The organism is Tenacibaculum aquaeponti (genome assembly GCF_057221555.1).
This window is the reverse complement of sequence record NZ_CM170147.1, coordinates 333,035-348,078: the sequence shown is the minus strand read 5'-3', so window position 1 is coordinate 348,078 and position 15,044 is coordinate 333,035. Positions and strand designations below refer to the sequence as shown.

Annotated in this window: 14 protein-coding genes; 6 read left to right on the top strand and 8 right to left on the bottom strand. The window is 29.8% G+C overall.

Going from position 1 to position 15,044, the window contains the following annotated elements; genetic code table 11:
* Positions 1-21 precede the first annotated feature (21 nt).
* Positions 22-3,264 (top strand): S41 family peptidase, encoded by a 3,243-nt coding sequence (locus AC2TEO_RS01645; RefSeq protein ID WP_442266440.1) that lies wholly within the window; start codon positions 22-24, stop codon positions 3,262-3,264.
* A 91-nt stretch (positions 3,265-3,355) separates the two neighbouring features.
* On the opposite strand, the gene AC2TEO_RS01640 is transcribed toward AC2TEO_RS01645, so the two are convergent.
* The 4 genes from AC2TEO_RS01640 to dnaB form a co-directional block, all read right to left on the bottom strand.
* Positions 3,356-3,922, bottom strand: coding sequence for a hypothetical protein (locus tag AC2TEO_RS01640; protein WP_442266439.1), 567 nt, complete (start codon positions 3,920-3,922; stop codon positions 3,356-3,358).
* Between the two features lie 83 nt (positions 3,923-4,005).
* Entirely contained in the window at positions 4,006-5,265 is a 1,260-nt protein-coding gene (locus tag AC2TEO_RS01635; RefSeq protein ID WP_442266438.1) for an asparagine synthetase B, read from the bottom strand.
* A gap of 72 nt (positions 5,266-5,337) precedes the next feature.
* On the bottom strand, positions 5,338-5,529 hold the full coding sequence (locus AC2TEO_RS01630; protein ID WP_442266437.1) for a hypothetical protein: 192 nt from the start codon (positions 5,527-5,529) through the stop codon (positions 5,338-5,340).
* Positions 5,530-5,538: 9 nt separating this feature from the next.
* Positions 5,539-7,068 (bottom strand): replicative DNA helicase, encoded by a 1,530-nt coding sequence (dnaB, locus tag AC2TEO_RS01625; protein ID WP_442266436.1) that lies wholly within the window; start codon positions 7,066-7,068, stop codon positions 5,539-5,541.
* A gap of 126 nt (positions 7,069-7,194) precedes the next feature.
* On the opposite strand from dnaB, the gene AC2TEO_RS01620 reads away from it, so the two are divergent.
* The 4 genes from AC2TEO_RS01620 to lysA all read left to right on the top strand — a co-directional run bounded on the left by AC2TEO_RS01620 (position 7,195) and on the right by lysA (position 11,557).
* Complete coding sequence (locus AC2TEO_RS01620; RefSeq protein ID WP_442266435.1) at positions 7,195-8,262, top strand: DUF3810 domain-containing protein; 1,068 nt, start codon at positions 7,195-7,197, stop codon at positions 8,260-8,262.
* Between the two features lie 2 nt (positions 8,263-8,264).
* Complete coding sequence (locus tag AC2TEO_RS01615; protein WP_442266434.1) at positions 8,265-8,813, top strand: hypothetical protein; 549 nt, start codon at positions 8,265-8,267, stop codon at positions 8,811-8,813.
* A 26-nt stretch (positions 8,814-8,839) separates the two neighbouring features.
* Positions 8,840-10,078, top strand: a complete 1,239-nt coding sequence (gene pepT / locus AC2TEO_RS01610) for a peptidase T (RefSeq protein ID WP_442266433.1) — start codon at positions 8,840-8,842, stop codon at positions 10,076-10,078.
* A 276-nt stretch (positions 10,079-10,354) separates the two neighbouring features.
* A complete protein-coding gene (gene lysA, locus AC2TEO_RS01605) occupies positions 10,355-11,557 on the top strand; it encodes a diaminopimelate decarboxylase (protein WP_442266432.1) in 1,203 nt (400 codons plus the stop codon).
* Between the two features lie 243 nt (positions 11,558-11,800).
* Here lysA and rplI read toward each other — a convergent pair whose 3' ends face one another.
* The 3 genes from rplI to rpsF are packed head-to-tail and all read right to left on the bottom strand — an operon-like array spanning position 11,801 to position 12,910.
* Positions 11,801-12,250, bottom strand: coding sequence for a 50S ribosomal protein L9 (gene rplI, locus AC2TEO_RS01600; protein WP_442266431.1), 450 nt, complete (start codon positions 12,248-12,250; stop codon positions 11,801-11,803).
* Positions 12,251-12,265: 15 nt separating this feature from the next.
* Positions 12,266-12,565 (bottom strand): 30S ribosomal protein S18, encoded by a 300-nt coding sequence (gene rpsR, locus AC2TEO_RS01595; RefSeq protein ID WP_173862380.1) that lies wholly within the window; start codon positions 12,563-12,565, stop codon positions 12,266-12,268.
* Positions 12,566-12,568: 3 nt separating this feature from the next.
* On the bottom strand, positions 12,569-12,910 hold the full coding sequence (rpsF, locus tag AC2TEO_RS01590) for a 30S ribosomal protein S6 (RefSeq protein WP_442266430.1): 342 nt from the start codon (positions 12,908-12,910) through the stop codon (positions 12,569-12,571).
* Positions 12,911-13,030: 120 nt separating this feature from the next.
* On the opposite strand from rpsF, the gene AC2TEO_RS01585 reads away from it, so the two are divergent.
* A complete protein-coding gene (locus AC2TEO_RS01585; protein ID WP_442266429.1) occupies positions 13,031-13,915 on the top strand; it encodes a sterol desaturase family protein in 885 nt (294 codons plus the stop codon).
* 28 nt (positions 13,916-13,943) lie between these two features.
* Here the strand turns inward: AC2TEO_RS01585 and AC2TEO_RS01580 are convergent, their stop codons facing one another.
* Entirely contained in the window at positions 13,944-15,020 is a 1,077-nt protein-coding gene (locus tag AC2TEO_RS01580) for a hypothetical protein (protein WP_442266428.1), read from the bottom strand.
* Between the last annotated feature and the right edge of the window lie 24 nt (positions 15,021-15,044).

Sequence of the window (15,044 nt, the reverse complement as noted above, 5' to 3'; positions counted from 1 at the left end):
ATTGGCCGAAAAATTAACCAAATGAAATACATTTCAATATTATTTACATTATTAACCTTTAATTTATTCTCTCAAGAGAAACCTAATTGGTTAAGACACTCATCTATTTCACCTGATGGAAAAGAAATAGTATTCACCTATAAAGGTGACTTGTACAAAGTTTCTTCTAATGGAGGAAACGCAACACAATTAACTTTCCATAAAGCACATGATTATAAAGCTATTTGGAGTAAAGATGGTAAAAAAATCGCTTTTGCTTCTAATCGTTACGGAAACTTTGACATTTATGTTATGGATGCTCGTGGAGGTGCTGCAGAAAGATTAACTTTTCATTCTAGTAATGAAACTCCATTTTCATTTTCAGCAGATAATAAAAATGTAATCTTCGGTGCTCAACGCCAAGATCATGTAAAGCATAGACAATACCCTACTGGATCGCAACCAGAATTATATAGTGTTCCGGTTTCTAGTGGTAGAGTGAGTCAATTGTTAACTGTTCCTGCTGAAGATGTTCAAGTATCTAAAGACGGACAAACAATGCTATATCATGATAAGAAAGGTGGAGAAAATGAATGGCGTAAGCATCATAAATCTTCAATTACTAGAGATATCTGGAGTTACAATACTAAAAATAAAACTCATAAAATGATTACTTCATTTGAAGGAGAAGATAGACAACCTATTTTTTCTGAAGATGAAAAAAGCATGTATTATTTAAGTGAAAAAAGTGGAACATTTAATGTTTATAAAATTAACTTAAATAACCCTAATCAAAATCAACAGATAACTAGTTTCAAGTTGCATCCTGTTCGTTTTCTAAGCATGGGTAACGGAACTTTAAGTTTTGGTTACGACGGTGAGTTATATACAATGAAAGAAGGAGAAAAACCTTCTAAAGTAAATGTTATTATTAGAACACAGAGTATTGATAACAGTGACAAATTTGTATCTATTAATGGAGGTGTAAACGAAATGGCTATTTCTCCTAATGGAAAAGAAATTGCTTTTATAGCTCGCGGTGAAGTTTTTGTTACTTCTGTAAATGAATCGTTTACAAAAAGATTAACAAATACTCCTGAAAGAGAACGTTTTGTTACTTGGACACCAGATGGTAAATCTGTAGTATATAGTAGTGAAAGAAATGGAAAATGGAGTATTTACAAAACTGAAAAAGTTAGAAAAGAAGAACCTTTCTTTTTTGCTTCTACTTTAATTAAAGAATCTCCAGTAATTGAAAATAAATTTGATAATTACTTACCTGAGTTTTCTCCTGACGGATCTAAAATTGCTTTTGTTGAAGGTCGTCGTACTTTAAAAGTAATGGATTTAAAATCTAAAAAGCAAGTAACATTACTTACTCCAAAAGATTTATTCCATATGAGAGATGGAGATAAATATTATACTTGGAGTCCAGATAGCAAATGGTTATTAGTCGGATGGAGTAAAACGTTAAGCAATAGTGAAGTTTTATTAATGGCCGCAGACGGATCTAAACGTGTTAATTTAACTGAAAGCGGATATAGTGATTATTATCCGAAATGGGTTAACGGAGGAAAGCAAATGCTATGGTTTAGTAATCGAAATGGTTTAAAATCTTACGCAACTAGCGGTCAGTCTCAAACTGATGTATACAGTATGTTCTTTACACAAGATGCTTGGGATCAATTTAATCTTAGTGATGAAGATTTCAAATTAATGGAAGCTATTAAAGCTGAACAAAAGAAGAACAAGAAAAAAGAGACTGCCAAAAAGGACAAAAAAGACGATAAAAAAGATAAGAAGAAAACTGATAAAAAGAAGGAAATTAAACCTCTTACTTTCGATTGGGACAGTATGAAAGATCGTACTAAGAGACTTACTATTCATTCTTCTAGTTTAGGTGATGCTGTATTATCAAAGAAAGGTGATATTTTATACTACTTAGCTCGTTTTGAAGGAAAAATGAACCTTTGGAGTACAAATTTACGCACAAAGGAAACTAAAATGGTAATGCGTTTAAATGCTAATTTTGGTTCACTTCAATGGGATAAGGATATGAAAAACTTATACTTACTAAGTGGAGGAAGAATTTCGAAAATAGCTCCAGCTAAGAAAAGTAATAAAGGCGTTAAGATTAATGGTGAAATGCTATTAGATACTGATGCAGAAAGAGAAGCAATGTTCGATCACGTTTGGATTAGAACTAATGCGATTTTCTATCATCCAGATTTTCATGGTATCAATTGGAAGCAAATGAAAAAGGAATACAAAAAGTATTTACCATCAATTGGTAATTCTTTTGAGTTTTCTGAAATGCTTTCTGAAATGTTAGGTGAATTAAACGTTTCACATGCTGGTGCAGGTTATAGAACTAGTATCAATAATGCAGATGCTACTGCTTCTCTTGGAATTTTCATGAATTACAATCATAAAGATGATGGTATTTTAATTGATGAAATCATAAAAGAGGGTCCGTTAGACAAATCATCTTTAAATGTAAAAGCAGGAATGATCATTGAAAAAATTGATGGTGTTACTATCGATAAAAATGTTGATGTTGCTAAATATTTAAATAGAAAAGCTAGAAAATTTGTTTTATTAGATATTACTGATCCTAAAACTAAGAAAAAACAAACTATAACAATAAAACCAATTTCTCTTGGTGAAGAAAGTAGCTTATTATATAAGAGATGGGTAAAAACTAACGAAAAAGAAGTAGATAGATTAAGTAATGGAAAATTAGGATATGTTCATATTCCTGGAATGAGTGATGGTCCATATAGAAGTATTTACAAAGATATTATGGGTAAATTCTTCGAACGTAAAGGAATGATTATCGATACTCGATTTAACGGTGGTGGTGATTTAGTTGCCGACTTAGCTATGTTCTTTACTGGCGTACCTTTTATTTCTTATGAAACTGAAGCTAAAGTTGTCGGTGGTGAACCAACGTCTCGTTGGACAAAACCAACATTAACCATGTTTAATGAAAGTAATTATTCTGACGGACATTGTTATGCTGCTGGATATACAGATCTTAAAATTGGTAAAACAGTAGGAATGCCTGTTCCTGGAACATGTAGCTTTGCTGGTTGGGAAGGTTTACCTGATGGAAGTTATTGGGGAGTTGTTCCTGTAAGTGCTAAAGATAAATCTGGTAGATGGATGGAAAATAACCAAACCGAACCAATGATTAAAGTAAAAAATATGCCTGGTATTATTGACAATGGTCGTGATCAGCAATTAGAACGATCTGTTAAAGAAATGCTTAAAGATATTAAATAGTAGTATTTATATATAATAATAAGGTTAGCATTTTATATGCTAACCTTTTTTATGACCTTACAAAATCTCTATGTTTTTAATTAACTAAATCTTATTGTATCCAATGATCAATAACATTTTTCTGTTTCCACTCATTTTCTTCAAGTTCATATAAAGCTATCGTTCCTCCGCCACAAAGAGGTCCACAAATTTTTTCAAAATATATCAAAGCGCGATCGTATTTCTCATTGAAAATCGGTTTTGATATTGATCCAAATCCATATTTACAATTTTTCTTTTCTAACCAATCAAGGTAAGAATAGTCTTCTTTGTGAAACAATTCAAGTAATGCAGTAAAATCTTTATATTCATTTATAGTGATTATTCTTTTAGGTTTAATCAAAATTGAAGGAACTCTAAAACTATCCAACAAACTTAATTGAAAATTTAGATGCTTTAAATCCCTTATCTTTAGACTATTACTCAGGAAATCAATGTTTTCTTTCACTAAATCTGGACTCCATAGAGAAACTTCTAATATTCCATTTACTTTTAAAAAATCTTCATTTTTCAATAATGATTTGATGAAATCATTTGTCATTTTACGATCATGCGTTACATCATTTGACGAACATGAAATACAAAATAATAACATTGTAAGAAACACTCTATATATCATTATACTATTTACACTTAAAAACCCTCACATGTTTTAAAACGTGTGAGGGTTCTAAATATTTTTAATGTGTAAAACAAAGGTTATCAAGTCTTTTGTTTTTTCTTTTTAGCAGCTGGAAACAGAACATTATTTAAAATTAAACGATATCCAGGTGAAGTTGGATGTAAGTCTAACTCTGTTTTTGGATCCCCTACTCTATGTTGATAATCTTCAGGATCATGTCCTCCATAAAAAGTAAATAAACCTTTCCCTTTTGTACCATGAATGTATCTTGCTTCTCTATTGGTTTTATTCTCGCCTAAAACCATAACATTAGATTTAATTGCTCTTCTCTCAAAAGAAGTTGTTTGTCCCATAAAACCTTTTACAAGTTGAGTATGATTTTGACACAACATTGTTGGAACTTGATCCCATTTTGCAGAAAAATCTTTCAAAACAAAATAATCTACTTCTTTATTAATTCTTCGCTTTCTTGTCATATCTATTGAAGAAAACTCATAAGTAGTTGGGTTACGAATTAATTCGAAATTTTTAAACGCAAAGGTTTTGTTATAATCAATTTTCGATTGATAATTTGGTTCAGAAGGATCTCCATCAAACATAGCTTCACAAATATCTACACCATCTGCTGCTAAAGCAATATCAAAACTATCAGTAGCAGAACACATAGCAAACATAAATCCTCCCCCAATTACAAAATCTCTAATCTTTTTAGATACATCTCGTTTTGCTTCAGAAACTTTACTATATCCTAATTTTGTAGCTAAGGCTTCAGCATCTTTCTTTTGTTGAATATACCAAGGAGCAGTTCTAAAAGCTCCGTAAAAACGTCCATATTGTCCTGTAAAATCTTCATGATGTAAATGCAACCACTCATATAATAACAATTTATCAGACAACACTTCTTCATCGTAAACAACATCAAAAGGTATTTCTGCATAAGTTAACACCATAGTTACAGCGTCATCCCAAGGCATTTTATCTTTTGGTGAATACACTGCTATTTTAGGAGCTTTCTCTAAAGTTACAGCTTCTTGATTTTTACTTGGTGATGAAATCTCTTCTAATATTAATTGAGATTTAACATCTGAAATTACCTCGTAAGAAACTCCTCTTATTTTACATTCGTTAACAACAGCATCATTATGTTCAATTAAAAAAGCTCCTCCATCGTAATTTAATAACCACTTCGCTTTTAATCCATTTTGAAGTCCGTAATAAACAATACCATAAGCTTTTAAATGGTTTTTTTGATTATCATGACTCATCGGCAGGTAAATAAATGATGCCGATACAGTATTTGATAATAATATAATTACTAGTAATATTATGTATTTCTTCATATGTAAAAACTAAAATACACAATTACCATAAAGCAATTGTGTATTTTAATATTTTTTGTGATTTGTTTATTGTTATTTTTCTGTCCAATCTTTAATTTTCTTATCTAATTCAGGAAATCCCATATACGAAGCAAACATGGCTATTGGCATTCCAATGATAGTTTTTAAAAAACCTTTAGGATTTTTTTTATATTCATAACTGTATCCCCAAATAAATATAAATAGATATGTTGATATTACTATTATGATAAAAACTATTTCCACTATTTGAGTTTAAAATGGTACATCATCATTAAAATCTGGAGTTGAAGGTGGTTCTGGAGCTCCAAAAGCATCTGCGGCAGATGGAGATGGTAAAGAACCAGACTCAAATGTATTCATACTAGATTGAAATTCACTACTAAATCCTTCTTCTAAATCTGAGAATTTAGCTAAATGTCCTGTAAACTTCAAACGAATATTATCTAAACCACCATTACGGTGTTTTGCTACAATAAATTCTCCTTGCCCTTCACAAGGTGAATGATCATCGTCATCCCATTCTGTCATTCCATAATATTCAGGACGGAAAATAAATGATACAATATCGGCATCCTGCTCGATTGCTCCAGATTCACGAAGATCGGATAAAAGTGGGCGTTTACTTCCTCCACGTGTTTCTACCGAACGTGATAACTGCGATAATGCAATTACTGGTACATCTAATTCCTTTGCTAAAGCTTTTAAGTTACGTGAAATCATCGATATCTCCTGTTCACGGTTACCTCCTGCTCCACCAGCTGTCATTAACTGTAAATAATCTATGATTAAGATCTTTACTCCATGCTGTGATACTAAACGACGAGCTTTTGCACGTAAGTCGAAAATAGATAAAGCTGGAGTATCATCAATATAAATAGGTGCGTCAGATAGTTTTTTAACTTTTACATTTAATTGCTCCCATTCATGTGGTTCTAAGTTTCCTTTACGCAATTTCTCTGAAGTTAAGCCAGTTTCTGAAGAAATCATACGAGTAATTAACTGTACAGAAGACATCTCCAAAGAAAACAAAGCAACTGCGTGATTAAAATCTATTGCCATATTCTTTGCCATCGAAATTACAAATGCTGTTTTTCCCATACCCGGACGAGCAGCAATAATAATTAAATCCGTTGGTTGCCATCCAGAAGTAAGTGCATCTAGCTTAGTAAAACCAGTTGCTAAACCACTCATTCCTTCTTTATTTGAAATCTCTTGAATTTTATTGATTGCTTGTTGTACAAGCGATTGAGCATTCTCTGCTCCTTTTTTAAGATTTCCTTGTGTTACTTCGAAAAGTTTTCCTTCCGCATCATCTAATAAATCAAAAACATCTGTAGTTTCGTCATAAGCACTTTCAATAATTTCCGAAGAAATAGAAATTAATTTTCTCTGAATAAACTTTTCAAGTATAATTCTCGAGTGAAACTCAATATGAGCAGAAGAAGCTACCTTTTGTGTTAAACCAATAATATAAAAATCTCCACCAGCTATTTCTAGCTTTCCTTCTTTTCTTAATTGATTAGATACGGTTAATAAATCTATTGGTTCAGAATTTTGAAATAAAGCATAAATAGCTGCATAAATTTCTTGGTGTCTTTTATCATAAAAAGCTTCAGGATGTAAAATATCTATCACTTCATCAATCCCCTTTTTATCGGTCATCATAGCTCCTAAAACTGCCTCCTCAAGATCTAATGCTTGTGGTGGTAATTTTCCTTTTTCTAAATTTACGACTCTCGAACGATCAACTCTTCCTCCCCTTAAACTTTGTGTTTTCTCCATGGTGACAAAAGTAATTTTTTAGGTTCATATTGTTCCTCATTTTTAACAATTTTCTTTTTTCACAAAAAATGTAAACAAAACTGTTACTAACATGTTGATAACATTTTTGTTTTATATTTTTACCCAATGAAATTAAAAAAGAAACATGTAATACTTGCTACATTATTACCAATACAGTTCTTTATAGTACAATTTTTAAGCCAAAAGCATGAGTTTATTGAACAGTACTATTCTTCAGGGATATATCCATATATATCTAGATTTTTTAGAATTCTTTTAGGTTGGTTACCTTTTTCTTTGGGAGATATTTTAGGGTTTACTCTAATTATTCTATTTATTCGTCAGGTTTACATTTTAATTAAAAATAAATTAAAAAACATATTTCCTAAACTAGTACAATTTATTGCTGCTTTATCTGTAGTTTATTTTTGCTTTTATATGTTTTGGGGATTAAATTATTTTAGAAAACCTTTGGCTAACAACTTAGGTTTACAACAATCTAAATATACTACAGAACAATTAATAAGAACTACAAAGAAAACTATTGAAATTTTCAATAACATTCATTTCAACATAACAAAAAACGATACATTAAAAATTAATGTTCCTTATTCTTCAAGTGAAATTTATGCTAAAGTACCTGATGCTTACAAAAATGTAGCTATTGATTATCCGCAACTCGCTTATAAAAATACTGCTATAAAAAACTCATTAGTTAGTTTATTTCAGTCTTATAACGGAACAGCAGGATATTTAAATCCAATAACAGGTGAAGCACAAGTAAATAGTATGCTTCCAAAAGCAGGTTATCCAGCAACTACTTGTCATGAAGTTGCACATCAAATCGGTTGGTCAGCAGAAAACGACGCTAATTTCTTAGGCTTTTTAGCTTGTATTTATAGTGATGATGTTTATTTTAATTACTCTGGTTATCGAATGGCATTTCGATATTGTATGCGAGAAATAAGAAAACGTGATAAAGAATTATATAAAGAACTTTTGAAAACAGTAAATAAAGGTATCAAGAAAGAACTAAATGACAACTATTTGTTTTGGAAAAAGTATGAAAACCCTATTGAACCTTATTTAAAAAAAGGATATAATTCTTATTTAAAAGCGAATAATCAAACAAAAGGAATAGAATCTTACAGCTATGTTGTAGATTTGCTTATTGCTTATTTTGAACAAAAATAATTATGACAAAGTATTTACTATTTTTCTTCACTGCATTTATATTTATATCATGTGATTCTAACGAATTAGGTAAAGAATTTGCTTGTGAATTTCCTTCTCCAGGTAATTTAGAAACGGTTGAAGATTTTAAGAAAAAATTCACTGTAAAATTCCCAAAACACTGGAAGATTAATTTATATTATGAAGAAGCTGTTTCTTCTATTTATGCTGCAGATACAACATTAAGTTTATCTAAAGCTACTTTAATCGATATTTCTTTTATCACAAATCCTGACAATATTGATAATGATTTTATTAATAAAGTGAAAAGTGATAATAAAGAATTACAACTTGAAGAAGTACAATCGAAACAAATAAAATTCAAAAGAAACGACGCATATTATAACTTAGCTAAAGGAAAAAGAGGAAAGTTTAATTACCATATTCTAAATCTTTATGGAAAAACTGAAACTGGTTTTATACATGCTAAAACAGAAATTTATGGTGATTCATTAATTAATGAGCGACTTTGCTCTGCAATTACTTTAATTAATAATGTACGTGTAAAATAAACATTCAAAAAACAAACAAAACATAAATGAACAAACAAAACATAATTAATAGATTTATTAAATACGTGACAATTGATACTGAATCTGACCCTACAAATCCTGCTTTTCCAAGTACTGAAAAACAATGGGATTTAGCTAGATTATTAGAAAAGGAATTAATCAGTATTGGAATGAAAGATGTAGAATTGGATGAAAATTGTTACTTAATGGCTACGTTACCAAGTAATATTGATTATGAAGTACCAACAATTGGTTTTGTTGCACATATAGACACAAGTCCTGATTATACTGGAGCAAATGTAAAACCTCAAATTCATGAGAATTATAATGGTGAAGATATTGTTTTAAATCAAAAAGAGAATATTGTTTTATCGCCTTCGTATTTTGAAGATTTATTACAATATAAAGGTCAAACCTTAATTACAACAGATGGTACAACTTTATTAGGAGCAGACGATAAAGCTGGAGTTACAGAAATTGTAACAGCGATGGAGTATTTAATTCAACATCCAGAAATTAAACATGGAAAAATCAGAATTTGTTTTACTCCAGATGAAGAAGTTGGAAAAGGAGCTCACAAATTTGATGTAGAAAAGTTTGGAGCAAAATGGGCATACACAATGGACGGAAGCCAAATCGGTGAATTAGAATATGAAAACTTCAATGCTGCAGGTGCAGTTGTTACTATAGAAGGAAAAATTGTTCATCCTGGTTACGCTAAAGGAAAAATGGTGAATTCTATGACTATTGCCAGTCAATTCATCAACACTTTACCTGAAAATGAAGTTCCAGAACAAACTACAGGTTACGAAGGTTTTTTCCATTTACACACAATGGAAGGCAAAGTTGAGCAAACAGTTTTAAAATACATTATTAGAGATCATGACATGGAACTTTTTCAGCAAAGAAAAGAAACTATGATATCTGTTGCTGAAAAAATTAATAATGAACTTGGCAAAGAAGCAATTAAAGTAGTGATTAAAGATCAATATTTTAATATGCGTGAAAAGGTTGAACCTGTAATGTATATCGTAGATATTGCTGAAGAAGTAATGAAAGATTTAAATATTACACCATTAATTAAACCTATTAGAGGAGGAACCGATGGTTCTCAATTATCTTATATGGGACTTCCTTGTCCAAATATATTTGCAGGCGGGCATAATTTTCATGGTAGATACGAATATGTTCCTGTTGAATCTATGATTAAAGCTTCAGAAGTTATTGTTGGTATAGCGGAAAAAGTTTCAGTGAAGTTTAAATAGAAAATTTACTACATATTATAAAATGAAAAAACTCTGGTGAAGAAATACCAGAGTTTTTAATTAACCTCCTATTAAAATCAAATATATGAAAACACTCCCATCAATTTTGATTTCGATACAAAGATAATATTATTTTTTACCAAAAACCAAAGAAAAATTGCAATTTGTAATAAAAAAATGTAATTTTTTCACATAATAGGCTATTGTGTTATATTCTCACATTCAATTTTTTTTAAATTTTTATATCAATACATTTGAAAAAAATTAATTTTAAAAATGGAGAACAATTTACTATTAGATTTAGCAAAAAAGCATGGAAGTCCTTTATATGTGTATGATACAGAAAAGATTATAAGTCAATACAAAAGAATAACAAAAGCTTTTTCTAAGGTAAAGAATGTAAAAATTAATTACGCAACTAAGGCATTATCTAATGTTAATATACTAAAGGTATTTAATAAATTAGGAAGTGGATTAGATACTGTATCTATTCAAGAAGTTAAACTAGGTTTATTAGCTGGATTTGAGCCAAAAGACATTATTTACACTCCAAATGGTGTTTCTTTAAAAGAAATTGAAGATGTAGCAAAGCTTGGAGTACAAATAAATATCGATAATTTATCTATTCTAGAATTATTCGGTCAAAAACACCCAAACATTCCGGTTTGTATTAGAATAAACCCTCATGTAATGGCAGGTGGAAACTCTAAAATTTCTGTTGGACATATCGATTCGAAATTTGGAATTTCAATACATCAGGTTCCACATATAAAAAGAGTAGTAGAAAACACAGGCATGCATATAAATGGTATTCATATGCATACAGGTTCTGACATTCTAGATGTAGATACTTTTTTAATGGCTACTGAAATTCTTTTCAACACTGCTAAAGAATTTAAAAATATTGAGTTTATTGATTTTGGCAGTGGATTTAAAGTTCCTTACAAAGAAGGTGACATTGCTACAAATATTGAAGATTTAGGAAAACATTTATCGAAAAGGTTTAATGATTTCTGTAAAGAATACGGAAGAGATTTAACCTTAATGTTTGAACCTGGAAAGTTTTTAGTGAGTCAAGCAGGATATTTCTTAGCTACAGTAAATGTTATTAAACAAACTACTTCTACTGTATTTGCAGGAATTGATAGTGGTTTAAATCACCTTATCCGTCCTATGTTTTATAACTCGTACCACTTTATAGAAAACTTATCTAATCCAAAAGGAAGAGAACGTTTTTATAGTATTGTAGGATATATATGTGAAACAGATACTTTTGGTACAAACCGAAGAATTAATGAAATTAGAGAGGATGATATTTTATGTTTCCATAATGCTGGAGCATATTGTTTCTCTATGGCATCCAATTATAATTCTCGATACAGACCTGCAGAAGTTATGATTCATGAAGGTAAGGATTATTTAATACGAAAAAGAGAAACTTTTGAAGATATTATGAGAAACCAAGAAATAGTAATCTAACTTATAAAAAAACTCCGACTTTCGTCGGAGTTTTTATTTCTTATATAATTAAATAATCCCCTAAATAAATTATATAAAAGTATATGCATTGGCAATTTGCAAATTATTTAAGGTTTTTAAACAGGAAAAAACCTGTTTCTAAATAGGGAAAACCGCAATTAAAATTACGGTTTTCCACATTATATCATAAAAAAACACACTCATTGAGTGTGTTTTTATTTTTTTAAAGTTAAATTTCTGAAATTATTTTTCAGCTACTACTTCAAATGTAATATCTACAACTACTGATCTATGTAAACGAACAGCTGCGTTATATTTACCTAATCTTTTTACATTACCTCCGGTAACTTTGATAAATTTCTTTTCAATCTCAGTACCTTCTTTAGCTAAAGCATCAGCTACATCAGCATTATTTACAGATCCAAATAATTTATCTCCACTTCCTACTTTAGAGGCAATCTTTAATTCGTAACCTTTAATAGTTTCTGCTATTTTGTTAGCATCTTCTACTAATTTAGCTTCTTTAAAAGCACGTTGCTTTAAATTTTCTGCTAATACTTTCTTAGCTGAAGAAGTAGCTAAAACTGCATATCCTTGAGGTATTAGGTAGTTACGTCCATAACCATTCTTAACAGTTACAACATCATCTTTAAAACCTAAATTTTCTACGTCTTGTCTTAATATCAATTCCATTGTTCTACTTCTTTTTTATTTTAACATATCACCAACGTATGGCATTAAAGCTAAGTGACGAGCTCTTTTAATAGCTTGTGCTACTTTACGTTGATATTTTAATGAAGTTCCTGTTAAACGTCTTGGTAAAATCTTACCTTGCTCGTTTACTAAGTACATTAAGAAATCAGCATCTTTATAATCGATGTACTTGATACCGTTTTTCTTAAAACGACAGTATTTAGCTTCTTTTTTAGTTTCAATGTCAAGTGGAGTTAAGTAACGTACTTCCCCCTGCTTGTTTCCTTTTGCTTGTTGTTCAATTGATGACATAATTGATTACTTTTTTGCAGATTTAACTCTTTGTCTTCTCTTCTCAGCCCAAGCAGCAGCGTGCTTGTCTAACTTTACAGTTAAGTAACGCATGATACTATCGTCACGTCTAAACTCTAATTCAAATGGAGAAATTACTTCACCAGCTGATTTAAATTCGAATAAATGATAGAAACCACTTTTCTTCTTTTGGATAGGGTAAGCTAATTTTTTTAAGCCCCAATCTTCTTTGTGGATCATTTCTGCACCTTTTGAAACTAAATAGTCCTCGAACTTTTTTACTGTTTCCTTTATCTGACCTTCAGATAAAACGGGATTCAAAATGAAAACAGTTTCGTAATGATTCATAATTAAATGTTTAAATTAATTTTTAAAGCGTGCAAATATAACATTTATATATCTAATAATTGAATAATAAAAACAAATATTTTTCTTTTTAGTATATTCACAAAAAATAAACCCTAAATTATGACAATTCCTGAAATGCCAGAGTTAATTCATTATGCAATTCCATTTTTTGTAATTACAGTAATTATTGAAGCCATTTTAACTGTAAAAGTGAAACTTGATAATTATGAGTTTAAAGATGCTTACACTTCCATTTTAATGGGATTAGGTAATGTTTTTATTGGTTTATTTACTAAAGGAGTTATACTCACTATCTTTTTACTTTTATATAAGTATCGGTTTTTCACCATCCCTTTTTCTTGGTGGGCTTGGGTTATTTTACTTTTTGCTGAAGATTTTGTGTACTATTGGAATCATCGAATTGCACATGAAAGTAGATTATTTTGGGCAAGCCATGTAGTTCATCATTCTTCTCAAAAATATAATTTAAGTACAGCTTTACGTCAAACTTGGACAGGAAGTTTTTATACTTTTATTTTTTGGCTTCCTTTAATAATTATTGGTTTTCATCCTGTAATGGTTATGGTTCAAATGAGTATTAGCTTATTATATCAATATTGGATTCATACTGAATTAATACAGAAAATGCCTAATTGGTTTGAAGCCATTTTTAACACCCCTAGTCATCATAGAGTTCATCACGCAACAAATCCCCAATACTTAGATAGAAATCATGCTGGTATTTTTATTATTTGGGACAAAATCTTTGGAACTTTTGAACCTGAAGTAGAAAAACCTATTTATGGTTTAGTTAAAAATATTAATACCTATAATCCTATTAAAATTGCTTTTATTGAATGGTATCATATGCTTTCCGATGTATTTAAAAGTAAAACTTCTGTAAGAAAAAGACTATTATATTTTTTTAAACCTCCTGGATGGAAACATGATGGTACAGGAATCTTATCTGATGATTTAAGAGCAGAATGGGAAAAGAAAAAGTAGCGGACAATACCGCTACTTTTAATAAAGTTTAGTCGATATCGAAACGAACTCCTAAAGATATGTTTCGTGTATTTGTATTTTTAAATAGTGGATTTAAATCATATTTCACATACAATCCATACCATTTGTATGATAAATAACCACTTAAACCATAATTTAAAGTATTCGTGTTAAACGGATCTTTTTGAACTTCTTCAATCTCAATACCATTACTATTTTCATACTCTAAATATTGTCTTGTTCCTAATTTAAATCCAAAGAAACCTCCTAATCCTAAACGAATTCCTTCGTTGGTTCTATCCTTCACAAAACCATCATCATATTTTTTATGTTTTGAAAAATCAAATTCTAAATGCATTGGAAAAATCATTTGTACATGACGCAATCTACTTTCTGAAAGTTTATCAGAAAAAGTTACTAAATTAGTTTGGTCTCCATTTACTTCATGAATTTGGTTATTATCTGCTCGTAAATTGTTCCATAAAAAAGAAAGACCGTATTTAAAATATGTTTTAGATGGTTCTTTTGAAAGCCTAGTTTTTAAAGAAAATCCTATTTCGTAAAAACGTGATTGCCAAAATTTATATTCAGAATTATTAATAGAACCTAGGTTATGATTTTCAATTACATTATTTGCTCCCATAGCTAAAACTATTTGACTTGTGGTTCTTTTATTCCTTTTTCTATGTCTCTTAACTCTTCGCTCTCCTACAGAAGCATTACTAATACCTATACCTCTATCAAAAATTTGAAAATTGAAAACATAATCATTAAAATCTGCATCATCACTAACTATTTTACCATTAGTTTTATCTTGTACTAATTGTTGTAGTTTTAATTCTTCTTTACTAACTCTGTTCTCTATATTTGACGCGTGTAACTCTGCTACTTCTTTTTTTAATTGTTTCGCTTTTTCTTCTGTAATTTCTCCTTTACTTAATCTTTTATTAATAGCTTTTACTTTTTTCTTTAAGCTATCTTTTTCTTGTTTCGTAATTTTCTCTATTTCAATTGAAATTTTCTTTACTTCTTTTTCAAAAGTTTTTTCTTGAGATTGGGCATAAGTAGTACATAGAAGTACTAATATTAGTAGTATTCTTTTCATTTTTTAAGTTTTAAATTAAACGTG